A 23,403-nucleotide genomic window follows, 5' to 3' on the forward strand; every position below is an offset into this window, starting at 1 on the left:
CGCTGTCCTTGGCGCGTGGTTTCTATCCGATAAATTTACAAGTTGATCAATCTATTCTTTGCATTAACAGCACATTGTTCACATCGTCAGTTAAGCATTACTTACCAGAAGAAAATGGAAGTGATAAAACTCATTTGAAACGTGCTTTACAAATTCAGCCGGAAGGTTATGTTTAATGAACGTTAACTTTGCAAACTCAACATCGCCATATACCCGGATACAGAAGGGTTTGACAATCTCACCCTGCACGCCAAAACACGCCTGCAGCCGAGTGTCATCCATAAAAATAAAATTACCTTCTCTTACCTTAATCTTTTCATGCAGATCTCGCCATTTCTCTGGCGTAAGCAGAAAGCTTTCCCAGCCATTATTTCTCAACACCTCAATCGTATGAGTAAACTTAAAATAGTCGTTCTGCATCGATACATCGCCACTCGAAGTCGAGTATAGATATTCTATTTTAAATTTAAGTTGTGCATTGAGGCTTTTTTTCTTGCCTTCATCAATTAGCCATTGAAGTTCATTGATTACGTTCCTTGAGAAGAGCTTTCTTTTTTTAGCGATGGCCAGCCATTGCATAATAAAAAGATGCTCTGACATTTTAGAATGAATCTTACGGTCCCGTATTGCGATACCAATTGCTACCAATGCACTCCAGGTAAACGCTTCCAGGTCATCCTGATAATGGTGTCGTAACGTACTAACTTTTCCTGAATCCCTTACCACTTAAACCTGCCCAAATAAATCATTATCACATGTAAATCTTGCATTATTTCATTTTAAAAAATACTACAACTAAAAACATCAAAATATGATCCAGATTAATTTATCCCTATGTAATAAAATTGCAAACTTAACACATCACTCTTATTAATCATTGATGCCCGGATGGCTCAGCGATAAATAATAAGAATTATACGATAAAGATAAAAACTAATAATACTCACAGGTTATCAATTCCACCTACTGTTAAAAATATGATCATCATAAAACTTCAAAAATTGCTGATTAGAAGAAATATCCTGATAGTTTTGACCAGACACCCCAGACAAACACCCATTTCAACGCTAAACAGCCATTAAACATCCTAATGGAATCGCATTCTATCCTCCGCTGAGCGACAGACAGCCTCACAGCAGCAGGCCAGGCTTTTTATACAGGTATCAGTAATATTAACGCGTTTAAATTTCGCCTAATTCAAAAAGCCAACATCCGGATTCAATGAACCGGAAGTTGGCTTGTCGCTGGAACGGTTAATAGAAAATACCGATGATCAGAGTGTGAGTAACGAACCCCACAATCAGCGGTACGGCGGTACGCTTCACCACATCGAATGGGGTTATTTTCGCTCCGCTGGAAACGGCAATCACGACGCCGGATACCGGTGAAATGGCCCGTCCCATATGCGATGCCTGCTGCATCGGCAGGATCATGGCAACGGCGTTAGCGCCCATACTGGCGGCAATTTGCGGGATGAGCTCAACGAAGGCGAGGAATGGCGCATTCCCCGACCCCATAATGATCGCCGCGGCCAGCGTCACCAGCGCAAATACTACCGCCATGGCAAACGGCGGTAATCCCACGTGTTCGGCCATCAGAATGAGCTGATCGATCGCACCGATGACTTTAATTCCGTGAGCAAAAACCCCTGCCGCAACCAACAGTCCAACCACACCGGTAAACGCAGTGCCCATTCCTTTCAGGAAATGGCTGAAACCTTCGCAGACCGACTTTAAATCACGCACTCGCAGCCATTCAATCAGCATACAGATGGTCATTGAAATGAGGACAATAGTGATAATATTCAGGTTGATACCCCTGACGAACATTTCGGATGATCCTACTGCCATCAGTATCGGAAGCATGGGGAGCAGCGCGTAAAAAGCCGGGGATTTTCCTGAATCAGTCACTTCTGCGCTACCGATTTCCCGCGGTAACGTCCCTGCTTTACGGTCGCAATGCCGCTGCCAGAAAAAATGGCACACGCCGACAACCAGAACCGTTGCCAGCGCGGCGGGACCCTGGTGGTAAACAACATATTCCACTACATCCATATTCACTGCTTTAGAGCCCCTGATAGCATCGATTGCCGTCGGGGTGTAAGCCACGCCAAGCGAAGTAGCAATGACCCCGGCAGCCGAGGCCGCTGAGAGCCCTAACCCCAACATAATGGGGAACATGGTCCCCATCAGCAACACGGCAAGCCCGGTTGCAGAAGGAATGGCCAACTGCAGGAGGCTGGCGAGCAGGTAGGAGAAAAAGAGGAGCACATAGGGTGAACGCAGCGCCCGTAAGGGTTTCGTTACTACCCGCACGACCGCCTCATTTGCGCCGATATGATCCATGTAATGCGCAAATCCCATTAACGCCATGATCATCAGGCCGAGATCGGCGGCGCGCGTGCTGAAGAGATCGCGCATTACCTCGAAAGGATCGAGAAAGGAAATTCCCGTACTGGCAACCCCCTTCGGTAATACGGAACCCCATCCGGTTAACGCGGTGCAAATCATCAAGACTAAGCCCGCAATGAAGAGCACCGGTTCAGCGCGATAACCTTTCAGAATCAGACGCGCGACCACCACGATAACCAGAAGTGCGATTAACACCTGAATCATGACTGAGCTCTCCGCTGCGCGAACTCAGTATAAGTTTCCTCAATCACCGCCACCACCACATCACTGGCGGCCCGCAGAGAACGCACCGGCAGATACTCATAAATTGAATGGAAGTTATGAGCACCGGTAAAAATATTCGGGCACGGCAATCCTTTCTGCGACAGTACCGCGCCATCATACCCGCCACGCATGGCGACAGGTGCGGGCGTTATGCCGCATTTCTGATACGCGCGGAATGCAATATCAATCGGGTAGTGAGCATCCCCCTGCAAACTGTTCAACACATTCGCGTAGCGATCGGCTAAATGACAGACCACGCTGTTTTCCCCCCACAGGGCACAGGTGCTGACGGCAAGCTGGCGAATAAACGCCATACGCGCCTTATAACCTTCTTCACTGAAATCGCGGATATCCAGCTTAAGTACCGTGCGGGCGCTGTTACCCTGTAGCTGTTTTACCCAGTAATACCCTTCGCGCCCTTCCGTATATTCAGGTGCTTCTCCCCCTGGGAGCATGGCAATAAACTTATGCGCCATCAGCAGCGAATTCTTTAACTTACCTTTGGCCGACATCGGGTGTGCGGACTGGCCGGTAAAGATGATTTCCGCATCGCCCGCATTCCAGTTCTCGTAAACAAACTCACCGATACCGCAGCAATCCAGGGTATAGCCAAAATCAGCACCAAACGCGGCAACATCAAACGCTTTTGCGCCACGCAAGCCCTGTTCCTCATCCGGGACAAAACCCACTTTTACCGGCCCATGTTTTATTTCCGGGTGTGCGACCAGATACTCAAGAGCATTCATAATCGCGGCGATGGCTGCTTTATCATCAGCGCCCAACAGACTGGTCCCGTCGGTCACCAGCAGGTCATCACCGATATAATTTTTCAGTTCCGGAAATTCACTTTCGCGCAGGTAAATATTCAGCTCTTTGTTCAGGCATAAATCCCCACCGTGATAATGCAGGCGCTGTGCTTTGGTGTCTGCCGTCTGTTCCGCACTGGTATCCAGATGACCAAAAAAAGAGACCACCGGGATCGTGTCATCGGTATTTGCAGGTAAGGTTGCCGTCACTATAGCGGTATCCCTGACCTCAATGTTTTCCATTCCTAATGCTTCAAGTTCTGCTGCAAGCAGTTTTGCCAGTTCCATTTGACCAGGAGAAGAAGGCATTATCCCATTAGCGCCATTTTCCCTTGATGTCGTGGTATTGATTTTCGTGTAGTTAATAAAGCGTTCAACAATATCCATTCCAGGAGATCCTTTAATGTATCATTTATGAGGTACTGCGAGAGGTGTTCTGCATGCAGCGTGGAGTAAATAATCTGAGAACCAAATAAAATCAGCGCTCATCCCAGAACGCTAATTTTATGGGCATTACGACAACGATTTATATAAAGGAAGATAAAAAGGCCAGTGATTATACCTGCGATTAAAAAACTCCTTTCTGATTGATAAAATCATATTCCCTGTCTATTTTTACTGCTATTTCCCATGGTGTTAAGCTAACAGAAGTCATAAACGGCATCCCTATACCTATGAGATAATAGAAATCATTTAGATTCCTGTACTCTGTACTGGCATAAGACATACCATCGCGATATTTTTTTAATGAACGAATACTGTATCAGCAACATGCAACCGTTTGCACCTCTCTACAAATAGCCACTTCGCGCACTAAAATCCGTGAACAAAATCACAATTACCTCAAAAGCAAAAAACTTCTATCGCGCTGAAAAAAAGGCAGTTATAAGGAAATCTATATAATACCCACATAAACATAGCCAGAATTATACTATTCACTATGAAATAGATTCAGGCTGATACTATTTCAATATTGCCGTAGGGGTCAGTAGAGCTAAATCGTCGTAACCAATAATGTGAACATCAATAACGATAATATTAAAATTTCTATTTATGACGATAATCTAAATAATATGCAGGCAAAAAAAACCTCTCCCCCGAGAAGAGATTCAGGGCAGAGGTAATACGGGTGTTAAGGACATACTTATAGTTTTAATGATAACAGAAGCGCTTCTTGCAGGACCGAGTATACACACTTAGTCACGTTAAGAAAATTCTTAAAAACATTAAATCGCAAATTTCATTTAAAACCACAATTATGATAAAGGATCATTTATCAAAGAACAAAATTAACCAGCAAAAAGAGTAAACCATACTAATCAATGAGGTGATAAAAAAAGAATAGCAATGCTGTATGGCTACCGATAGCGTTTCTGGCGATGCTGAAACATTAAATTAATTTAATGAATAAATGCGATTTACATAACGAGAATTAAAAAGTCATTAAATAAAAGAAATACAATTTTTCGTTACAGATCACACTTCCACTACAAGGAGGTTCCCCTACTGTTTCTTACAGGTATGATTCAGCATGTAAATACCTTTCAACTCAACCCGAGGCTTTGATGCTGGAGAATGTAATCATCTGATAATCAGCTTCCCGACCTTTTCAGGCCGGACTGGTTATCAATGCGCCGAATTCGAATGCGGACACCGCTGTGTGTTTGCACGTTTTGCACATGATGATTAAACAGGTTTTCCAGTATGAATTTATCCCGTCAGGAACAACGTACCTTACACGTTCTCGCCAAAGGTGGCCGTATTGCTCACGTCCGCGATGCCTCTGGCCGCGTCACTTCCGTCGAATGCTATAGCCGTGAAGGGTTGCTGCTCTGCGACTGCACGCTCGAGGTGTTCAAAAAGCTCAGAACCAAGAAACTGATCAAATCCGTCAATGGTCAGCCCTACCGTATTAATACGACCGGCCTGAACAACGTTCGCGCCCAACTTGATAATCGCTAAAGGAGAGAGAGATGGATATCCCGAAGATTTTTACCATCAGCGAAAGCGCACATCGCATTCATAATCCGTTCACCGCACAGAAATACGCCACGTTAGGCCAGGTTTTACGGATGGCACCGGGAACACGCATTCTGGACCTCGGCAGCGGTTCGGGTGAGATGTTGTGCACCTGGGCACGCGATCACGGTATTTCCGGCGTTGGTATCGATATGAGCCGGCTGTTCAGTGAGCAAGCCACCCTGCGGGCCAAAGAGTTGGGTGTCAATGAGCACGTGCGTTTTATTCATGCCGATGCAACAGGTTATATCGCCGAAGAAAAATTCGATATTGCCGCCTGCGTTGGTGCGACCTGGATTGCCGGCGGCGTCGCTGGAACGATCAGACAACTGGAACAAAGTCTCAAACCAGGCGGAATTATGCTCATCGGCGAACCTTACTGGCGTCAGACGCCTGCAACGGAGAGCATCGCCCAGGCTTGCGGCGCGACTTCAGTGACCGATTTTCTTTCTCTGCCAGAGCTCGTTTCATCTTTCGACCTGCTCGGTTATGACGTGGTTGAAATGGTACTGGCTGACCAGGAGGGTTGGGACAGATACGAGGCGGCAAAATGGCTGACGATGCGCCGATGGCTGGAGGCAAATCCGGACGATGAATTTGCCCCGGAAGTCAGAGAGCAACTGAGGAGTTCACCAGCACGCCACGTAGCCTTCACCCGGGAGTACATTGGTTGGGGCGTGTTCGCACTCATACAGAGGTAATATGTCCAGTCGGTATAACCAGGCAGGTTATACCGGCTTTTTTCATCGCTTACTTCATTAATACTTCAACAAATTTAGCCAGCCATTGCGGATGCGCGGGCCATGCAGGCGCGGTAATCAGATTGCCATCCACGTGGGCTTGATCAATGCCGATATCTGCGTAATGCCCGCCGCTCAGACGGACTTCTGGCGCACAGGCCGGATAGGCGCTACAGGTCCGGTTTTCTAACACCCCCGCCGCCGCTAACAGCTGAGGTCCATGACAGACCGCGGCGATAGGCTTACCGGCAGCGTTGAAATCTTGCACCAGCTTAATGACATCCGGATTCAGCCGGAGATATTCCGGAGCACGTCCGCCGGGGATCAGCAGCGCGTCGTAATCGGTGGCCCGCGCCTCGGCAAAATTTGCATTCAGCGTAAAACGATGACCCGGTTTTTCACTGTAGGTCTGCGCCCCATCAAAATCATGAATAGCGGTTTGAACGTAGTCCCCCTGACTTTTATCCGGACAGACGGCATCAACACGATGGCCCAGCATCTGCAATGCCTGAAAAGGCACCATCGTTTCATAATCTTCGACATAATCGCCGACCAGCATCAGTATCTTCTTCATTCACATCCCCCGCTCACGGTTATTAATGATGAGAAATAACGGCCATCTTTACTATAGCCCACGCATTTCACGACATTAATAAATACCGCAGGACACGCCGTCACCGGACGTCTGAAGGTAGTTGCCCCTGACGGCGTGCCCTGTTGTTAATACCTGAAGTTTATGTCACTCCCAGGCCTGCTCAGATTTCGCGGCGTCAAACTGCGGCGGCGGCTTGCGGAAACGTCCGGTCAGGTAGGCGAGATACACCAACCCCACGCCAGCCCATACCAGTCCCAGCGTCAGCGATGTCACCTCCAGGTTCACCCACAGTACGGCAACGGTGGCGGCGCCGACCATTGGCAATACCAGGTAGTGCAACTTTTCCTGCCAGGTATGCTTACGCCCTTCACGACGCCAGAAGTGGTTAAACACGGACAAATTAACGAACGTAAAGGCCACCAGCGCGCCAAAGTTAATCAACGCCGTGGCGGTCACCAGGTCAAAAAACAGGGCCGAGAGTGCCACAATCCCGACCATAATGACGTTCAGCGCGGGTGTACGCCATTTCGGATGGACATAGCCGAAGTACTTCTCCGGGAAGACGTTATCGCGGCCCATCACGTACAGCAGACGCGAAACGCTGGCATGGGATGCCAGACCTGACGCCAGCGTATTCACAAAGGTCGTACACAAGAAAATAGACTGGAACAGTTTGCCGCCAACGTACAGCGCAATCTCCGGCAGCGCCGCATCCGGGTCTTTAAATCGGCTAATATCTGGAAAAAACAGCTGCATAAAGAACGAGGCAGCAATGAAGATCAGTCCACCGTAAAGCGCGGTAAGGAAAATAGCTTTTGGAATGGTACGCGCGGCATCCGGTGTCTCTTCAGAGAGCGTGGTTACCGCATCAAAACCGAGAAACGAGAAGCAGACGATGGTCGCCCCGGTGATAATCGGGATCAAATGCGCATTCTGGCTGATAAACGGTTGCAGCGACCAGACGGTCCCAACCCCTTCGCCTTTGTGCAGCCCCTGCACCACGAGAACAATGAACACCACGATTATCGCAACCTGCACCAGTACAAACAGCGCATTGAAGTTCGCCACCAGATTAACGCTTTTCAAATTGGCCGCGGTGAGGATCGCTACAAACATCACTACCCAAATCCATGGCGCAACGCCCGGGAACAACGCGGAAAGGTAAATTTTCGCCAGCAGGACGTTAATCATCGGCAGGAACAGGTAATCAAGCAGTGACGACCAGCCGACCATAAACCCCACATGCGGGTTGATCGCTTTTTGCGCATAGGTGTAGGCCGAACCGGCTTGTGGAAACTGGCGAACCAGCTTTCCGTAACTGATGGCGGTAAACAGCACGCCCGCCAGGGCCAGCAGATAGGAGGCCGGAACATGACCATTGCTGATACCCGAAACAATACCAAAAGTGTCAAATACCGTCATCGGTGTGAGATAGGCCAGCCCCATCACCACCACCTGCCACAGCTTGAGGGATTTACGCAACTGTGCTTTGCCCGGCTGGGCCGCGAGATCCACAGAAGAATTAGTCGACATAGCTTTCCTCCCCGCCACGGGCCCAGATCTGCGATCGAAACGTGGGTACAGCAGACCTGGGTCGTGTCGGGGTGGAAAGCCAAAAGAAAGGCGTCAATGTTGCACGGCACAGATGCGGTCCGTACTTACTGCGGGAGCCATGGATGCTCACGCGGGGCGGGTTTTTAAACATTGGCATCATCACATTTCCTCGTCACAAACTCTGTCGGTTATCTGAAGACCCGTTGTCGCAAGCCGCTCCATTACGCGACATCCGGGAAATGGCAGGTGATCCTGCAATATTGACGGGCTGGCTCCGCTCAGACCGCATGATGCGACTTCTTTTTTTCAATGACCAAACAATGCGTACAGGCCCGACAAACATTCCGCCGTCGGGCCACTTTCCTGTCAGGCGTTTTTCAGCATCCACTCAATTTCAGTGTCGGTAATCAGGCGTTCAAACTGGATCAGTTCATCGTGTTTACAGGCGTGATACACATGGCTAAAACGCTCCCCGAGCAACTCACGCAGACTGTCATTTTGCATGAACTCCCACAGCGCATCGCTCTGGCGGATCGGGAACGGTAGCCCTTCCTGCTCCAGGCCGTTGCCTTCCACCTCTTCCTGCAACGGCAGCTCGTTATCCAGACCATGCAGGATCCCCGCCAGAATGGTCGACATCACCAGATACGGGTTGGCGTCAGCCCCCGCCACGCGATATTCAACCCGATGGTTATCACGATCGCCGCAGGGAATGCGCAGCGCCACCGTACGGTTGTTGTGCCCCCAGGAAGCCTGGGTCGGAACATACATCCCCGGCTGGAAGCGGCGATAAGAGTTCACATTCGGCGCCAGCAGCGCCATTGACGCAGGCATCAGATCAATCATCCCGGCAAGCGCACGCTTTAGTAACGCGGAATCATCGCCATTCGCATCGGCTAACACGTTCTCGCCTTTATTATTCATAATGCTGATGTGGATATGCATTCCGCTACCGGCATGCTCCTCATAAGGTTTTGCCATAAACGTGGCATGCATCTTATGTTTCTCCGCCACCAGCCGTACCAGGCGTTTCAGCGCCAGCGCGTCATCGCAGGCGTCGAGTACGTTATCGGTATGGTAGAGGTTGATTTCAAACTGCCCAGGGGAGGCTTCAGCCACCGCGCCGTCAGCCGGGATCAGCTGCAAACGGGCCAGTTCATCGATATCGTTCAGCACATCAGCAAAGTGGTTCAGGTTATCAACCGAGTAAACCTGACTTTGCGTATTCCGATCGTCCGTTCCCGGCGCGCACGGCGGCTGCAGATAACCTTCGGGATCGCGCTTACGATCGAGTAAATAGAACTCCAGCTCTACCGCTACGACGGGGAACAGACCGCGCTGGCGAAGTTTCTGCCAGAGTCGGTTAAGTACGTTCCGCGGCTCAACGTCAAAGGGAGCGCCATCTTCATCCAGCATCGTCAGCATCATCTGCGCAATACATTCCGGATCGGCGGCCGAAGGTGTTAACGTGCCAGGCACCGGGACACAGGTCCGATCCGGTTCGCCAAGCTCCTGGCCTAATCCCGCCTCTTCGACCACATTGCCAAGAATATCCATCGCGAAAACGGATGCCGGGAAATAGCAGCCTTTCTCTAACTTGTGTAATCCCGCAACGGGAATGCGTTTACCACGAAAACAACCATTCAGGTCGGTTAACAGCACATCCACGAACTGCGTGTTGGGGTAGCGCTCCAGATACTGCTTAACTTCACGCGCAAACGCGCTACTTCGTCTCTCTTCAGAATGCTGAACAAAATTCTCAACTTCTACGATATTGGTTTCCATGATTCACCGCCGTTGGCCTGTAAGCTGTTCTGTGATTTGACTGTTAAATATAATGTCCACTCTTCGACTCTGGATGCAAACAAATTGTTTGTCAAATGTTAAATTAAGTTTGCTAGAAGGTTATTCCGCTGCTAGATTGAGAAAATAATGAACGGAATGGCATAACAAGGAACCGTTTGGCAATAATTTATTCCAAAACGTGAGGTCGATCATGGGCAATATATTTGACAAGCCAGTTATTGGTGTAGTGATGTGTAGGAACAGGCTTAAGGGTCACGAGACCCAGACTCTGCAAGAAAAGTACCTGAATGCAGTATTAAACGCCGGTGGATTACCGATAGCGATTCCCCATGCGCTTGCGGAACCCGAATTACTGAACGCGCTGTTACCGAAACTGGATGGTATCTTCCTGCCAGGAAGCCCAAGCAATGTGCAGCCGCACCTCTATGGTGAAAATGGCGATGAGTCTGACGCCGATCCCGGGCGTGATCTTCTGAGCATGGCGCTAATCACCGCCGGGCTCGAAAGGCGCATTCCCATTTTCGCCATCTGCCGGGGCTTACAGGAATTAGTTGTCGCCACTGGCGGGACTCTGTATCGTCGCCTGTGCGATCACTCACAGTTCCTGGAACATCGTGAAGATGCGGAACTCCCGGTGGAGCAGCAATATGCGCCATCTCATGAAGTCCAGGTTCAACAGGGAGGATTGCTATCTCAGCTAATACCAGGTTGCAGCACGTTTTGGGTTAACTCCTTGCATGGTCAGGGCGCAAAAACCCTTGGCCCGCAACTGCGCGTGGAAGCACGCTCGCAGGATGGATTAGTGGAAGCAGCCAGCGTTCACGACCATCCTTTCGCGCTTGGCGTGCAGTGGCACCCGGAATGGAACAGTAGCGAATACGCCCTGTCGCGTTTGTTACTTGAAGGTTTTATCACCGCTTGTCAGAACCACCTCGCTGAAAAACAGCGACTCTGACCACTACAGTTAAGGAAATGCAATTATGAGCGATGACGGCCTGGCGCCGGGTAAACGTTTGTCAGAGATCCGCCAGCAATTGGGTCTTTCACAGCGTCGTGCCGCCGAACTGTCTGGGTTAACGCATAGCGCCATCAGCACCATAGAGCAGGATAAAGTCAGTCCTGCCATCAGTACGCTGCAAAAGCTATTGAAAGTTTATGGGCTGTCGCTCTCCGAGTTCTTCGCGGAACCGGAAAAGCCTGACGAACCGCAGGTGGTTATCAATCAGGATGATTTGATTGAGATCGGGAGTCAGGGAGTATCCATGAAGCTGGTACACAACGGAAATCCGAATCGTACGCTGGCCATGATGTTTGAAACCTATCAGCCAGGTACGACAACCGGGGAGAGAATTAAACACCAGGGTGAAGAGATTGGGACAATACTGGAAGGTGAAGTGATACTGACCATCAACGGTCAAACGTATCATCTTGTTGCAGGACAAAGTTATGCCATTAACACCGGTATACCACATAGCTTCAGCAACACCTCGGCAGGGATCTGCCGCATCATCAGTGCCCACACTCCTACCACTTTCTAATAAGTAGCGGCCTGAGTTTCTCAGGCCTTCTTAAATAACGCGCATTAACAGGGTACATCCCTGGGGCATCGTGCAGCCTGATTTTGCCTGAAAAGATCAGCAACGAACTTTATCTTATTGATATAAAAGGAGTAGCTATGAACTTTCAGAATCTTAAATATTGGCGTGAAAAAGCCAGCCATTATTCGCCGGAGACCCGTTTATTTATTAACGGCGAATATTGCGCAGCCGCCGATAACGAAACCTTTATTACGCAGGATCCGGCAGGACAACGTCCGCTCGCCAAAGTCGCCCGCGGCAAAAAAGCGGATGTAGACCGCGCGGTCACCGCAGCCCGCACCGTGTTTGAACGCGGAGACTGGTCGCAAGCATCACCCGCAGAGCGCAAGGCAGTCCTGCACAAGTTCGCCGATTTAATGGAGCAGCATCACGAGGAGCTGGCGCTACTGGAAACGCTCGACACCGGTAAACCGATTCGCCATAGCCTGCGTGATGATATTCCAGGCGCGGCACGCGCCATCCGTTGGTACGCCGAAGCAATAGATAAAGTCTATGGCGAAGTGGCCACCACCTCGGTGAGCGATCTGGCGCTGATTGTGCGCGAGCCGGTGGGCGTCATTGCGGCCATCGTGCCGTGGAATTTTCCCCTGCTGCTGGCCTGCTGGAAACTTGGCCCGGCACTGGCTGCAGGCAACAGCGTGATCCTCAAGCCTTCAGAAAAATCACCGCTGACCGCCATTCGCCTTGCTGCGTTGGCGAAAAAAGCAGGTTTGCCCGATGGCGTTCTCAGCGTGGTGAGCGGATATGGCCACGAAGCGGGCCAGGCGTTGTCGCAGCATCCGGATGTTGATGTGATCACCTTTACCGGCTCGACCCGCACCGGCAAGCAACTGCTCAAAGACGCTGGCGACAGCAATATGAAACGCGTCTGGCTGGAGGCCGGTGGTAAAAGTGCCAACATCGTTTTTGCCGACTGCCCGGATCTGCCGAAAGCCGCCGCCAATGCTGCAGCAGGCATCTTCTATAACCAGGGTCAGGTCTGTATCGCCGGTACGCGTCTGTTACTGGAAGAGAGTATTGCCGACGAGTTCATCGCCCTGCTGAAAGAGCAGGCGAAAAACTGGCAGCCGGGCAACCCGCTGGATCCGGAAACCACGATGGGCACGCTTATCGACAACGCGCATGCCGACACCGTGCACGGTTTTATTCGCGACGGTGAAGCGCAAGGCACGCTGGCGCTGGATGGTCGCAGCCACGTCCACCCAGCGGCTATCGGCCCGACTATTTTTGTCGATACAGCCCCGCAAGCCCACGTCAGCCGCGATGAGATCTTCGGCCCGGTGCTGGTCGTCACCCGTTTTAGCAGCGAAGCCGAAGCCCTGGCGCTGGCCAACGACAGTGACTACGGCCTGGGGGCCGCGGTCTGGACCCGCGATCTGTCGCGCGCCCACCGCATGAGTCGTCGCCTGAAGGCCGGTTCTGTCTTCGTTAATAACTACAACGATGGTGATATGACTGTGCCGTTCGGCGGTTATAAGCAAAGCGGCAACGGGCGCGATAAGTCCCTGCATGCGCTGGAAAAATTTAGCGAACTGAAAACCATTTGGATCTCCCTGGAGCCTTAATCATGACTGAACATACCAGCAGTTATTACGCCGCAAGCGCCAATCAGTACGAACCGTTTCCCACCCTTAGCGAGTCGGTTAGCTGTGATGTTTGCATCGTGGGCGGTGGATATACCGGACTCTCCTCCGCCCTGCACTTAGCGGAGATGGGTTACGACGTAGTGCTACTGGAATCCGCACGTATTGGCTTCGGGGCCAGCGGACGTAACGGCGGTCAGTTGGTGAACTCCTACAGTCGCGATATCGACGTCATCGAGCGCACCTATGGCCCGGACGCCGCCAAAATGCTTGGCAGCATGATGTTTGAAGGCGGTAATATCATCCGCGAACGTATTAAGCGTTATCAGATCGAATGCGACTATCGCCCCGGCGGACTGTTTGTGGCGCTGAACCACAAGCAGATGGAAACGCTGGAGGAGCAGAAGTCGAACTGGGAACGCTACGGCAACACGCAGCTTGAACTGTTAGACAGCAGCGAAATTCGCCGCGAAGTCAGCAGCGATCGTTATGTCGGCGCGCTGCTCGACCACAGCGGTGGTCATATTCATCCGCTGAACCTGGCGATTGGCGAAGCTAACGCCATTCGTCTGAACGGCGGGCGCGTCTTCGAACAGTCGCCGGTCACCCGTATCCAGCACACCAGCCCGGCGGTGGTCAGCACCGAAAAAGGTCAGGTTACGGCCCGCTTTGTGATCGTCGCGGGCAACGCCTACCTCGGCGACAAACTGGAGCCTGCGCTGGCAAAAAGCAGCATGCCATGCGGCACACAGGTGTTAACCACCGAACCGTTGTCTGCAGAGATGGCGCGCTCGCTGATTCCTAAAAACTACTGCGTGGAAGATTGTAACTATCTGCTGGATTACTACCGTCTGACCGGTGATAACCGCCTGCTGTACGGCGGCGGCGTGGTCTACGGTGCCCGCGATCCGGACGATATTGAACGTCTGGTAATGCCGAAATTGCTGAAAACCTTCCCGCAATTGCAGGGGGTAAAAATTGATTACCGCTGGACCGGTAATTTCCTGTTAACGCTATCTCGCATGCCGCAGTTTGGCCGTCTTGATACCAACATTTACTATATGCAGGGCTACAGCGGCCACGGCGTGACCTGTACCCACCTGGCAGGACGTCTGATTTCTGAACTGCTGCGCGGGGATGCCGAGCGCTTTGACGCTTTCGCCAAACTGCCGCACTACCCGTTCCCGGGGGGGCGCAGCCTGCGCATTCCGTTTACCGCCATGGGGGCGGCATATTACAGCTTACGCGATCGCCTTGGGGTTTAAGTTCTTCCGCAATAAACCCGACGCACAGGGCGGTCTCCCCTGTGCGTTTTTTTATTCCCGGACAGTGAAAAACAGGTAACGGGCACGAAAATATCGCAATAGGACATAACCCTACACTTTGCATTGTTTCTCCCCGCTGATCGGATAGGCTTTTTTAGATTATCGCTGGCGACGTGGCCAGAACTCAACGGGGGAAGAAACGCGTGTTATGAATACGAATAACGAGGAGACCTTTTATCAGGCAATGCGCCGCAAAGGGGTGAGTCGACGCAGTTTTCTCAAATATTGCAGCCTCGCAGCAACATCGCTTGGGCTGGGAGCCGCAATGACGCCCAGAATAGCCTGGGCGCTGGAAAACAAACCCCGGATCCCGGTCGTCTGGATCCACGGGCTGGAATGCACCTGTTGCACTGAATCATTTATCCGCTCCTCTCACCCACTCGCCAAAGACGTCATCCTCTCCCTGATTTCTCTTGATTACGACGACACCCTGATGGCCGCCGCCGGAACGCAGGCCGAAGAGGTATTTGAAGACATTCTGAGCCGCTACCACGGCCGATACATTCTGGCCGTCGAGGGCAATCCTCCGCTGGGTGAACAAGGAATGTTCTGCATCAGCGGCGGGCGACCGTTTATTGAAAAGCTAAAAAGAGCCGCGGCAGGCGCCAGTGCGATTATCGCCTGGGGAACCTGTGCCTCCTGGGGCTGCGTGCAGGCCGCCCGGCCTAATCCAACCCAGGCAACGCCGATCGATAAGGTGATCACCGATAAGCCAATCGTGAAAGTGCCCGGCTGCCCGCCGATTCCGGATGTCATGAGCGCCATCATTACCTATATGGTGACGTTTGATCGTCTGCCTGAACTCGATCGTTTGGGGCGTCCGCTGATGTTCTATGGTCAGCGTATTCACGACAAATGCTACCGCCGCGCCCACTTTGACGCCGGGGAGTTCGTTGAGAGTTGGGACGATGACGCTGCCCGAAAAGGCTATTGTCTGTACAAAATGGGCTGCAAAGGGCCTACCACTTATAACGCCTGCTCCACCACCCGCTGGAATGGCAGCGTTTCTTTCCCCATCCAGTCCGGTCATGGGTGTCTGGGATGTTCGGAGAATGGCTTCTGGGATCGCGGTTCGTTCTACAGCCGCGTGGTCGATATCCCGCAGATGGGGACGCATTCAACCGCCGATACCGTGGGCCTCAGCGCGCTTGGCGTGGTGGCCGCCAGCGTCGGTGTCCACGCAGTCGCCAGCGCCGTCAATCAACATAACCGCCACAAACAGCAATTAGCCGACGCCGGACAACAGTCGCCAGACAATGAGGATAAACAGGCATGAGCAATTCGTATCAAACCCAGGGATATACGGTCAATAATGCCGGCCGGCGCCTGGTTGTCGACCCCATTACGCGCATTGAAGGCCATATGCGTTGTGAGGTGAACATTGATGAGCAAAACATCATCACCAACGCGGTGTCCTGCGGCACCATGTTCCGTGGACTGGAAATTATTCTGCAAGGGCGCGACCCGCGCGATGCCTGGGCGTTTGTCGAACGAATTTGCGGGGTGTGCACTGGCGTACATGCGCTCGCATCGGTCTATGCCATTGAAGATGCCATTGGCATCAAGGTGCCCGACAACGCCAACATCATTCGCAATATTATGCTGGCGACGCTGTGGTGCCACGACCACCTGGTCCACTTTTACCAGCTAGCCGGAATGGACTGGATTGACGTTCTGAATGCCCTGAAAGCCGACCCGCGCGCAACATCGCAGTTGGCACAAAGCCTTTCAGCCTGGTCGATGTCCTCCCCGGGCTACTTCTTTGACGTACAAAACCGCCTGAAGAAATTTGTCGACGGCGGTCAGTTGGGGATTTTCCGCAACGGTTATTGGGGGCATCCGCAGTACAAACTGTCGCCAGAGGCTAACCTGATGGGCTTTGCCCATTATCTGGAAGCGCTCGATTTTCAGCGCGAGATTATCAAAATCCATACGGTGTTTGGCGGCAAGAATCCGCATCCTAACTGGATTGTCGGCGGCATGCCATGCGCTATCAATATCGATCAGAGCGGCGCGGTTGGCGCGGTCGATATGGAACGTCTTAACCTGGTACAGTCGATCATCACCCGCACCGCCGACTTCATCAACAACGTCATGGTTCCTGACGCGCTGGCTATCGGCCAGTTCAACAAACCCTGGAGCCAGATTGGCACCGGGCTGTCTGATAAGTGCGTCTTAAGCTACGGCGCGTTCCCGGATATTGCCAACGACTTCAGCGCGAAGAGCCTGTTGATGCCTGGCGGCGCGGTCATTAACGGTGATTTTAACAATGTCATGCCGGTGGATCTGGCCGATCAGCAGCAAATTCAGGAGTTTGTCGATCATGCCTGGTACCGTTATCCGGACGATCAATTAGGTCGTCACCCGTTCGAGGGGATTACTGAACCCTGGTACAACCCCGGCGATGTCAAAGGCAGCGATACCGATATCCAGCAGCTCAACGAACAGGAACGCTACTCGTGGATTAAAGCCCCGCGCTGGCGCGGACACGCCATGGAAGTTGGACCGTTGGCGCGTACGCTGATTGCCTATCACAAAGGGGATGCCGCCACGATTGAATCCGTCGATCGCATGATGTCCGCACTCAAACTGCCGCTGTCGGGTATGCAGTCGACGCTGGGGCGTATTTTGTGCCGCGCGCACGAGGCGCAGTGGGCCGTGAGCAAGCTGCAATATTTCTTCGACAAGCTGATGACCAATCTGAAAAACGGCAATCTGGCTACGGCGAATACCGAAAAATGGGAGCCTGCAAGCTGGCCGCAGCAGTGCCGTGGGATCGGTTTTACCGAGGCGCCGCGCGGAGCACTCGGTCACTGGGCGTCGATTCGCGACCAGAAGATCGACGTGTATCAATGCGTAGTGCCGACCACCTGGAATGCCAGCCCGCGCGATCCGAAGGGGCAAATTGGCGCCTACGAGGCGGCGTTGATGGGCACCCAAATGGCGATACCGGATCAACCGCTGGAGATCCTGCGCACCTTGCACAGCTTCGACCCCTGCCTGGCATGTTCAACCCACGTCCTCGGCGACGACGGCAGCGAACTTATCGCAGTCCAGGTTCGCTAAGCGTTAAGGAACGGAACGATGACTGGAAAGATATCCCCACGCGTCGGGGAGGCGCGTGATACCGCCGTCAGCCACTATGTGTTTGAAGCGCCCGTACGCTTGTGGCACTGGCTGACAGTGGGCTGCATGTTGGTTTTGATGGTAACCGGATACTTCATTGGCCGACCACTGCCGTCGGTCAACGGCGAAGCCACTTACCTGTTCTACATGGGCGACATCCGGTTAGTGCATTTCGCCGCAGCCATGGTGTTTACGGTGATACTGCTGGGTCGCATTTACTGGGCCTTCGTCGGCAATCGCTATTCACGCGAGCTGTTTATCGTGCAGGTCTGGCGTCGCAGTTGGTGGCAGGGTGCCTTTTCGGTGGTGCGCTGGTATCTGTTTCTGGAAAAAAAACCGGGAGAAGATATCGGCCATAACCCCGTCGCGCAGGCGGCGATGTTCGGTTATTTCCTGCTCTCAGTTTTTATGATCCTCACCGGTTTTGCCTTATACAGCGAGCATAGCCAGTACGCCATTTTTACCCCCTTCCACTATGTGACGGAGTTTTTCTACTGGACCGGCGGTAACTCTCTCGATATCCACAGCTGGCATCGGTTGGGGATGTGGTTCATCGCCGCCTTCATCATCGGTCATGTGTATATGGCTATCCGCGAGGACATCATGTCTGACGATACAGTCATCTCAACCATGATCAACGGCTATCGTAGCCACAAATTTGCCAAACGCCAGCACGATAAGGGGGCGTCATGAGCGAACCTAACGTCATCGTGATGGGCTTAGGCAACCTGCTGTGGGCAGATGAAGGATTTGGCATTCGCGTCGCCGAGCGCCTGTACGCCCACTATCACTGGCCAGAATGGGTAGAGATTGTCGACGGCGGCACGCAAGGGCTGAATCTGCTGGGCTACGTTGAGCAGGCCAGCCATTTGTTGCTGCTGGACGCCATCGACTACGGACTCGCGCCAGGCACTTTGCAATCCTACGCCGGTGAACAAGTCCCCAGTTACCTCAGCGCCAAAAAAATGAGTCTGCATCAGAACAGCTTCTCCGAAGTGCTTGCTCTGGCGGAGATTCGCGGTCATCTGCCCGCCCACATCGCCCTCGTAGGACTACAGCCGGTGCAGCTGGACGACTATGGCGGCAGCCTGACCGACATCGCGCGCGCTCAGCTCCCGGCGGCAGAACAAGCCGCGCTAAGGCAACTGGCCGCGTGGGGCATCGCGCCACAGACAATCGATGAAACGCGTTGCCTGAACTATGAATGCCTGTCGCTGGAAAACTATGAAGGCGTGCGTATTCGCCAGTATCGTGTAACGCTGGAGAGATAAGCAACATGTTGAATGACAAACCATTTTCTACGCTATGGCAACGCATGCTGGCGCGCGGCTGGCAACCGCTGACCGCATCTGAACTGGATGACTGGGTAACGCGTGTGCGTGATGGCGTGGTGCTGCTCAGTAGCGATCCCCGCCGCACGCCGGAAGTCAGCGATAACCCGGTAATGATTGCCGAGTTGCTCCGCGAGTTTCCCCAGTTTGACTGGCAAATCGCTATGGCGGATCTCGAGCACAGCGAGGCTATCGGCGATCGTTTTGGCGTATTCCGCTTCCCGGCCACGCTGGTATTTATCCACGGCGAGCTGCGCGGCATTCTCAGCGGCATCCATCCGTGGGCCGACCTGCTCAACCTGATGCGCCCCCTCGTTGAAGAACGCATCCCCCGGAGCCTGCAAGATGAGTGATACCTTTTTTCATCTGCTGGGACCGGGAACCCAGCCGGGCGATGACAGCTTCAGCATGAATCCCTTGCCCCTCACCTGCCAGGTCAACAGCAGCCCCAGCATGGCGAGGCTGGAAAACTGTCCGCACAGCCCGGCGGTGATGGCATTGTTAGCCGACGTGCGCCACCAGCTTAGCCAGAAAATCCCCGCAAAACAGGACGTGCTGGGATGGGATTTATCCACGCTCAACGCAGACGACCTCACGTTTTTGAATACGCTGCTCGGCGAAGGCGAAGTTTCCGTGCGTATCCAGCAGGCTGACGGCAGAGCGAGCGAGATTCAGGAGTCGATTTTCTGCGGAATCTGGCGGGTGCGTTGCCAGAATAACTTGGGTCAATGGGAGGAGCATCTGGAGGCAGGCAGTGCGCCACGGGCGCTGTGGCAGGCAGCAACAATCACGACGCTGCCAGACGATAGCCTGTTGCCTCCGCCCGTCGATGGGTTGATGAATGGCCTGACGCTGGCTCAGGAACTGCTGGCGCACGTGCGCGATCTGGCCACGCAACCTCATAGCATTAACCTCACCCAACTCCCGGTTAGCGATGCGGATCGCCAGTTCCTCTCCCGCCTGTGTGGCGAAGGGCGCATTCAGATCCGCACCATCGGCTACGGCGAGAGCCAAATCGACGCCACGGCGCTGCGCCATGTCTGGCATGTGCGCTGTCTGGATACCCTGAAAGGGCTTCTGCTCGAGAGTTATGAGATCTGTCCATTACCGGAACTGGTACTGGCTGCTCCAGAGGATCTGCTCGACTCGCTCCAGCGCCTGGATGAAGTCTGTAGCTGGCTGGCATCCGGCCCGCCAGCCTGATCCCCTTCTCCCGACCCGCATACTTTTCTGCTGCGGGTCTGGCGTTTTCTTCCTTATCTATTCACTCTCTAATGCCTGATGGAGTTCGCATGTGGGACGTCATTGACTTATCGCGCTGGCAGTTTGCGCTGACCGCGCTGTACCATTTTCTGTTTGTTCCCCTGACGCTGGGGCTGATTTTTTTGCTGGCCATCATGGAAACCCTGTTCGTGGTGACGGGCAAAACAGTCTACCGCGACATGACGCGTTTCTGGGGAAAGTTATTCGGTATTAACTTTGCGCTCGGTGTGGCGACTGGCCTGACCATGGAGTTTCAGTTCGGGACTAACTGGTCGCTCTATTCCAACTATGTGGGCGATATTTTCGGTGCTCCGCTGGCGATGGAAGCCTTGATGGCTTTCTTTCTTGAATCCACATTCGTGGGGCTGTTCTTCTTCGGCTGGCAGCGCTTAAACAAGTACCAGCATTTACTGGTGACCTGGCTGGTAGCGTTTGGCTCCAATATCTCGGCCCTGTGGATCCTCAACGCCAACGGCTGGATGCAATATCCAACGGGCGCTCACTTTAATATTGATACCCTGCGCATGGAGATGAGCAGCTTTAGCGCGCTGGTTTTTAACCCCATCAGCCAGGTGAAATTTGTGCATACCGTGATGTCCGGTTATGTCACAGGCGCCATGTTTGTGATGTCCATCAGCGCCTGGTATCTGCTGCGTGGTCGCGCTCGCGAGTTCGCCCTGCGCTCCTTCGCGGTAGGTTCCGTCTTTGGCACACTGGCTATCCTCGGCACTCTGCAACTGGGAGATAGCTCAGCCTATGAGGTCGCCCAACGCCAGCCGGTAAAACTGGCGGCAATGGAAGGGGAATGGCAAACCGAACCGGCTCCTGCGCCCTTTCATGTGATAGCCTGGCCGCAGCAGGAGCAAGAGCGTAACGCCTTTTCCGTGAAGATACCGGCCCTGCTGGGTATCCTGGCGACTCACTCTTTAGATACGCCAGTTCCGGGGCTGAAGAACCTGATGGCAGATGCGCTACCCCGCCTGCAGCGGGGCCGGGAAGCATGGTTGCTGATGCAGGAAATCGCCAAAGGTAACCGCACGCCTCAGCTACTGCACGCTTTTCACGCCGTGGAAAAAGATCTGGGTTACGGCATCCTGTTAGCAAACTACGCCCCTGACATGAACCATGTCACGCCAGCGCAATATCAGGCCGCACAACGCGGCGCTATTCCGCAAGTCGCCCCCGTGTTCTGGAGCTTTCGCATCATGATTGGATGCGGTTCCCTTCTGCTGCTGGTGATGGCGATTGCGCTGATACAGACCTTACGCTGGCGTATCGACCAGCATCGCTGGGTACTGCACATAACGCTGTGGAGCCTGCCGCTACCGTGGATTGCCATTGAAGCAGGCTGGTTTATGACGGAGTTTGGCCGCCAGCCGTGGGCGATTCAGGATATTTTGCCGACCTGGTACGCCCACTCTGCGCTGAGCGCGGGCCAACTGGCCTTCTCCATGGGGCTAATCCTCACGCTTTACACCCTGTTTTTAATTGCCGAAGTCTACCTGATGCAAAAATACGCGCGTCTTGGTCCAGATGCGATGCAACGTCAACAACCGGCACAACAACAGGTATAAAGGAGAGCATCATGTTGGATTATGAAACGTTGCGGCTCATTTGGTGGCTGCTGATTGGCATTATTCTGGTGGCCTTTATGGTCACTGACGGGTTTGATATGGGGGTCGGCTGCCTGTTACCGCTGATCGCGCGCAACGATGATGAACGTCGGGTGTTAATCAATAGCGTAGGGGCGCACTGGGAGGGTAACCAGGTGTGGCTCATTCTGGCGGGCGGCGCATTATTCGCAGCCTGGCCGCGCGTCTATGCTGCCGCATTTTCGGGGTTTTATGTGGCGATGATTCTGGTGCTGTGCGCCCTTTTCTTTCGTCCATTGGCCTTTGATTATCGAGGTAAAATAGCGAATGCACGCTGGCGCGCCATGTGGGACACCGGGTTGGTTATCGGCAGCCTGGTGCCACCGGTTATCTTCGGCGTCGCCTTCGGCAATCTGTTCCTGGGGGTGCCTTTTGTGTTCACGCCACAATTACATGTGCAATACCTGGGCTCTTTCTGGGAATTGCTCTCTCCTTTTGCCCTACTGTGCGGCGCATTAAGCCTGATGTTGGTCATTATGCAGGGGGGCGTGTGGCTCCAGTTGAAAACCGACGGCATTCTTCACCTGCGCGCGCTGTCTGCCACCCGCCGCAGCGCGATGTTAGTGGTGCTCTGCTTCCTGTTAGCCGGGTATTGGCTGTGGACGGGGATTAATGGCTATGTGCTGCTTAGCCAGGATCCTAATGGTCCGTCCAACCCGCTATTAAAGGTAGTAACGACCGCACCGGGCGCGTGGATGGCGCACTTTGAAAATTCACCACTACTGTTGGTTATTCCGCTGTTGGGCATGATTTTTCCAATGCTCGCGATCTATGCCTGCGGGCAACGTCGGGCCGTGTGGGGATTTCTGTTTGCTTCATTGACCCAGACCTGCGTGATCTTCACCGCTGGAATCACCCTGTTTCCATTTGTGATGCCATCAAGCGCATATCCACTCTCTAGCCTGACGGTGTGGGACAGTACCTCCAGCCAGATGACACTCAGTATCATGCTGGTTATCGTGTTGATTTTCCTACCGATAGTTCTGCTTTATACCTTGTGGAGTTATTACAAGATGCTGGGACGAATCAACGTAGAAACAATCCGCCGCCACAACCACGAACTTTATTAGGGAGGACTGTACGATGTGGTATATGTTTTGGTTTGTCGGCATTCTGCTGATGTGCACGCTCTCCACGCTGGCGCTGGTCTGGCTTGAGTCACGGCAGAAATAGCCCTGCGCGTGCGTTACGCTTCCTGGCTCCCTTGTTTATTCGGGGAGTCTTTTCCTCCGACATATTTTCACCAAGCCACTTCATATCCAAACAAATTATTAGCATCTAAACATAAAAAGTGATAACAATTATCAACATTAGTGATACATTCATTGTT

General features: G+C 52.9%; 21 protein-coding genes. 15 read left to right on the forward strand and 6 right to left on the reverse strand.

Annotated elements, in window-relative coordinates; translation table 11 throughout:
- Positions 1–90: 90 nt before the first annotated feature.
- The 3 genes from ABIE10_RS09695 to pepT form a co-directional block, all read right to left on the reverse strand.
- Positions 91–726, reverse strand: a complete 636-nt coding sequence (locus tag ABIE10_RS09695; protein ID WP_016151935.1) for a DUF2913 family protein — start codon at positions 724–726, stop codon at positions 91–93.
- 527 nt (positions 727–1,253) lie between these two features.
- On the reverse strand, positions 1,254–2,615 hold the full coding sequence (gene dcuC, locus ABIE10_RS09700) for a C4-dicarboxylate transporter DcuC (RefSeq protein WP_016151934.1): 1,362 nt from the start codon (positions 2,613–2,615) through the stop codon (positions 1,254–1,256).
- Complete coding sequence (pepT, locus tag ABIE10_RS09705; RefSeq protein ID WP_016155790.1) at positions 2,612–3,868, reverse strand: peptidase T; 1,257 nt, start codon at positions 3,866–3,868, stop codon at positions 2,612–2,614. The genes dcuC and pepT overlap by 4 nt, the downstream gene beginning before the upstream one ends.
- 1,317 nt (positions 3,869–5,185) lie before the next feature.
- Here pepT and ABIE10_RS09710 point away from each other — a divergent pair.
- A complete protein-coding gene (locus ABIE10_RS09710) occupies positions 5,186–5,443 on the forward strand; it encodes a YjhX family toxin (RefSeq protein ID WP_016151932.1) in 258 nt (85 codons plus the stop codon).
- 11 nt (positions 5,444–5,454) lie between these two features.
- The gene (locus ABIE10_RS09715; RefSeq protein WP_429155420.1) at positions 5,455–6,201 is read left to right on the forward strand and encodes an SAM-dependent methyltransferase; all 747 of its coding nucleotides are present in this window, start codon (positions 5,455–5,457) and stop codon (positions 6,199–6,201) included.
- A gap of 49 nt (positions 6,202–6,250) precedes the next feature.
- On the opposite strand, the gene ABIE10_RS09720 is transcribed toward ABIE10_RS09715, so the two are convergent.
- From ABIE10_RS09720 to ABIE10_RS09730, 3 genes are all read right to left on the reverse strand, one after another.
- On the reverse strand, positions 6,251–6,814 hold the full coding sequence (locus tag ABIE10_RS09720; RefSeq protein ID WP_016151930.1) for a DJ-1/PfpI family protein: 564 nt from the start codon (positions 6,812–6,814) through the stop codon (positions 6,251–6,253).
- A gap of 165 nt (positions 6,815–6,979) precedes the next feature.
- Entirely contained in the window at positions 6,980–8,368 is a 1,389-nt protein-coding gene (locus tag ABIE10_RS09725) for an APC family permease (RefSeq protein WP_016151916.1), read from the reverse strand.
- 387 nt (positions 8,369–8,755) lie between these two features.
- The gene (locus ABIE10_RS09730) at positions 8,756–10,174 is read right to left on the reverse strand and encodes a glutamine synthetase family protein (protein WP_046276299.1); all 1,419 of its coding nucleotides are present in this window, start codon (positions 10,172–10,174) and stop codon (positions 8,756–8,758) included.
- Between the two features lie 211 nt (positions 10,175–10,385).
- Here ABIE10_RS09730 and puuD point away from each other — a divergent pair, with 211 nt between their 5' ends.
- From puuD to cbdX, 13 genes are all read left to right on the forward strand, one after another.
- On the forward strand, positions 10,386–11,150 hold the full coding sequence (puuD, locus tag ABIE10_RS09735; protein ID WP_016151914.1) for a gamma-glutamyl-gamma-aminobutyrate hydrolase: 765 nt from the start codon (positions 10,386–10,388) through the stop codon (positions 11,148–11,150).
- Positions 11,151–11,175: 25 nt separating this feature from the next.
- Entirely contained in the window at positions 11,176–11,733 is a 558-nt protein-coding gene (gene puuR / locus ABIE10_RS09740; RefSeq protein ID WP_016151913.1) for an HTH-type transcriptional regulator PuuR, read from the forward strand.
- Between the two features lie 137 nt (positions 11,734–11,870).
- Positions 11,871–13,358: an aldehyde dehydrogenase PuuC gene (gene puuC / locus ABIE10_RS09745; RefSeq protein ID WP_016151912.1), complete on the forward strand. Its 1,488-nt coding sequence runs from the start codon at positions 11,871–11,873 to the stop codon at positions 13,356–13,358.
- Positions 13,359–13,360: 2 nt separating this feature from the next.
- The gene (locus ABIE10_RS09750; protein ID WP_191227708.1) at positions 13,361–14,641 is read left to right on the forward strand and encodes an NAD(P)/FAD-dependent oxidoreductase; all 1,281 of its coding nucleotides are present in this window, start codon (positions 13,361–13,363) and stop codon (positions 14,639–14,641) included.
- Positions 14,642–14,849: 208 nt separating this feature from the next.
- Positions 14,850–15,977, forward strand: a complete 1,128-nt coding sequence (gene hyaA / locus ABIE10_RS09755; RefSeq protein ID WP_429155424.1) for a hydrogenase 1 small subunit — start codon at positions 14,850–14,852, stop codon at positions 15,975–15,977.
- Positions 15,974–17,767: a Ni/Fe-hydrogenase large subunit gene (gene hyaB, locus ABIE10_RS09760; protein ID WP_103283516.1), complete on the forward strand. Its 1,794-nt coding sequence runs from the start codon at positions 15,974–15,976 to the stop codon at positions 17,765–17,767. The genes hyaA and hyaB overlap by 4 nt, the downstream gene beginning before the upstream one ends.
- A gap of 18 nt (positions 17,768–17,785) precedes the next feature.
- The gene (gene hyaC, locus ABIE10_RS09765; protein ID WP_429155427.1) at positions 17,786–18,520 is read left to right on the forward strand and encodes a Ni/Fe-hydrogenase b-type cytochrome subunit; all 735 of its coding nucleotides are present in this window, start codon (positions 17,786–17,788) and stop codon (positions 18,518–18,520) included.
- Positions 18,517–19,098: a hydrogenase 1 maturation protease gene (hyaD, locus tag ABIE10_RS09770; RefSeq protein ID WP_046276295.1), complete on the forward strand. Its 582-nt coding sequence runs from the start codon at positions 18,517–18,519 to the stop codon at positions 19,096–19,098. The genes hyaC and hyaD overlap by 4 nt, the downstream gene beginning before the upstream one ends.
- A 5-nt stretch (positions 19,099–19,103) precedes the next feature.
- Positions 19,104–19,511: a hydrogenase-1 operon protein HyaE gene (hyaE, locus tag ABIE10_RS09775; RefSeq protein WP_153690695.1), complete on the forward strand. Its 408-nt coding sequence runs from the start codon at positions 19,104–19,106 to the stop codon at positions 19,509–19,511.
- Complete coding sequence (locus ABIE10_RS09780) at positions 19,504–20,361, forward strand: hydrogenase expression/formation protein (protein WP_425135496.1); 858 nt, start codon at positions 19,504–19,506, stop codon at positions 20,359–20,361. The genes hyaE and ABIE10_RS09780 overlap by 8 nt, the downstream gene beginning before the upstream one ends.
- An 89-nt stretch (positions 20,362–20,450) precedes the next feature.
- Complete coding sequence (gene appC / locus ABIE10_RS09785) at positions 20,451–21,995, forward strand: cytochrome bd-II oxidase subunit 1 (RefSeq protein WP_103847869.1); 1,545 nt, start codon at positions 20,451–20,453, stop codon at positions 21,993–21,995.
- Positions 21,996–22,006: 11 nt separating this feature from the next.
- Positions 22,007–23,143: a cytochrome d ubiquinol oxidase subunit II gene (gene appB / locus ABIE10_RS09790; RefSeq protein WP_429155430.1), complete on the forward strand. Its 1,137-nt coding sequence runs from the start codon at positions 22,007–22,009 to the stop codon at positions 23,141–23,143.
- 13 nt (positions 23,144–23,156) lie between these two features.
- The gene (cbdX, locus tag ABIE10_RS09795) at positions 23,157–23,246 is read left to right on the forward strand and encodes a cytochrome bd-II oxidase subunit CbdX (protein ID WP_429155432.1); all 90 of its coding nucleotides are present in this window, start codon (positions 23,157–23,159) and stop codon (positions 23,244–23,246) included.
- The last annotated feature ends 157 nt before the right edge of the window (positions 23,247–23,403 follow it).

It is taken from the genome of Citrobacter sp. 506 (assembly GCF_050434985.1).
Classification (GTDB): Bacteria; Pseudomonadota; Gammaproteobacteria; order Enterobacterales; family Enterobacteriaceae; genus Citrobacter; species Citrobacter braakii.

What these genes read in the sequence shown, in the direction of transcription:
- puuD (WP_016151914.1), top strand. Translation starts at nt 10,386, where the DNA reads ATGGGCAATATATTTGACAAGCCAGTTATTGGTGTAGTGATGTGTAGG.
- cbdX (WP_429155432.1), top strand. Translation starts at nt 23,157, where the DNA reads ATGTGGTATATGTTTTGGTTTGTCGGCATTCTGCTGATGTGCACGCTC.
- appC (WP_103847869.1), top strand. Translation starts at nt 20,451, where the DNA reads ATGTGGGACGTCATTGACTTATCGCGCTGGCAGTTTGCGCTGACCGCG.
- hyaE (WP_153690695.1), top strand. Translation starts at nt 19,104, where the DNA reads ATGTTGAATGACAAACCATTTTCTACGCTATGGCAACGCATGCTGGCG.
- appB (WP_429155430.1), top strand. Translation starts at nt 22,007, where the DNA reads ATGTTGGATTATGAAACGTTGCGGCTCATTTGGTGGCTGCTGATTGGC.
- ABIE10_RS09750 (WP_191227708.1), top strand. Translation starts at nt 13,361, where the DNA reads ATGACTGAACATACCAGCAGTTATTACGCCGCAAGCGCCAATCAGTAC.
- puuR (WP_016151913.1), top strand. Translation starts at nt 11,176, where the DNA reads ATGAGCGATGACGGCCTGGCGCCGGGTAAACGTTTGTCAGAGATCCGC.
- ABIE10_RS09715 (WP_429155420.1), top strand. Translation starts at nt 5,455, where the DNA reads ATGGATATCCCGAAGATTTTTACCATCAGCGAAAGCGCACATCGCATT.
- hyaB (WP_103283516.1), top strand. Translation starts at nt 15,974, where the DNA reads ATGAGCAATTCGTATCAAACCCAGGGATATACGGTCAATAATGCCGGC.
- hyaC (WP_429155427.1), top strand. Translation starts at nt 17,786, where the DNA reads ATGACTGGAAAGATATCCCCACGCGTCGGGGAGGCGCGTGATACCGCC.
- ABIE10_RS09720 (WP_016151930.1), bottom strand. Translation starts at nt 6,814, where the DNA reads ATGAAGAAGATACTGATGCTGGTCGGCGATTATGTCGAAGATTATGAA.
- ABIE10_RS09710 (WP_016151932.1), top strand. Translation starts at nt 5,186, where the DNA reads ATGAATTTATCCCGTCAGGAACAACGTACCTTACACGTTCTCGCCAAA.
- dcuC (WP_016151934.1), bottom strand. Translation starts at nt 2,615, where the DNA reads ATGATTCAGGTGTTAATCGCACTTCTGGTTATCGTGGTGGTCGCGCGT.
- ABIE10_RS09780 (WP_425135496.1), top strand. Translation starts at nt 19,504, where the DNA reads ATGAGTGATACCTTTTTTCATCTGCTGGGACCGGGAACCCAGCCGGGC.
- pepT (WP_016155790.1), bottom strand. Translation starts at nt 3,868, where the DNA reads ATGGATATTGTTGAACGCTTTATTAACTACACGAAAATCAATACCACG.
- puuC (WP_016151912.1), top strand. Translation starts at nt 11,871, where the DNA reads ATGAACTTTCAGAATCTTAAATATTGGCGTGAAAAAGCCAGCCATTAT.
- ABIE10_RS09730 (WP_046276299.1), bottom strand. Translation starts at nt 10,174, where the DNA reads ATGGAAACCAATATCGTAGAAGTTGAGAATTTTGTTCAGCATTCTGAA.
- ABIE10_RS09725 (WP_016151916.1), bottom strand. Translation starts at nt 8,368, where the DNA reads ATGTCGACTAATTCTTCTGTGGATCTCGCGGCCCAGCCGGGCAAAGCA.
- hyaA (WP_429155424.1), top strand. Translation starts at nt 14,850, where the DNA reads ATGAATACGAATAACGAGGAGACCTTTTATCAGGCAATGCGCCGCAAA.
- hyaD (WP_046276295.1), top strand. Translation starts at nt 18,517, where the DNA reads ATGAGCGAACCTAACGTCATCGTGATGGGCTTAGGCAACCTGCTGTGG.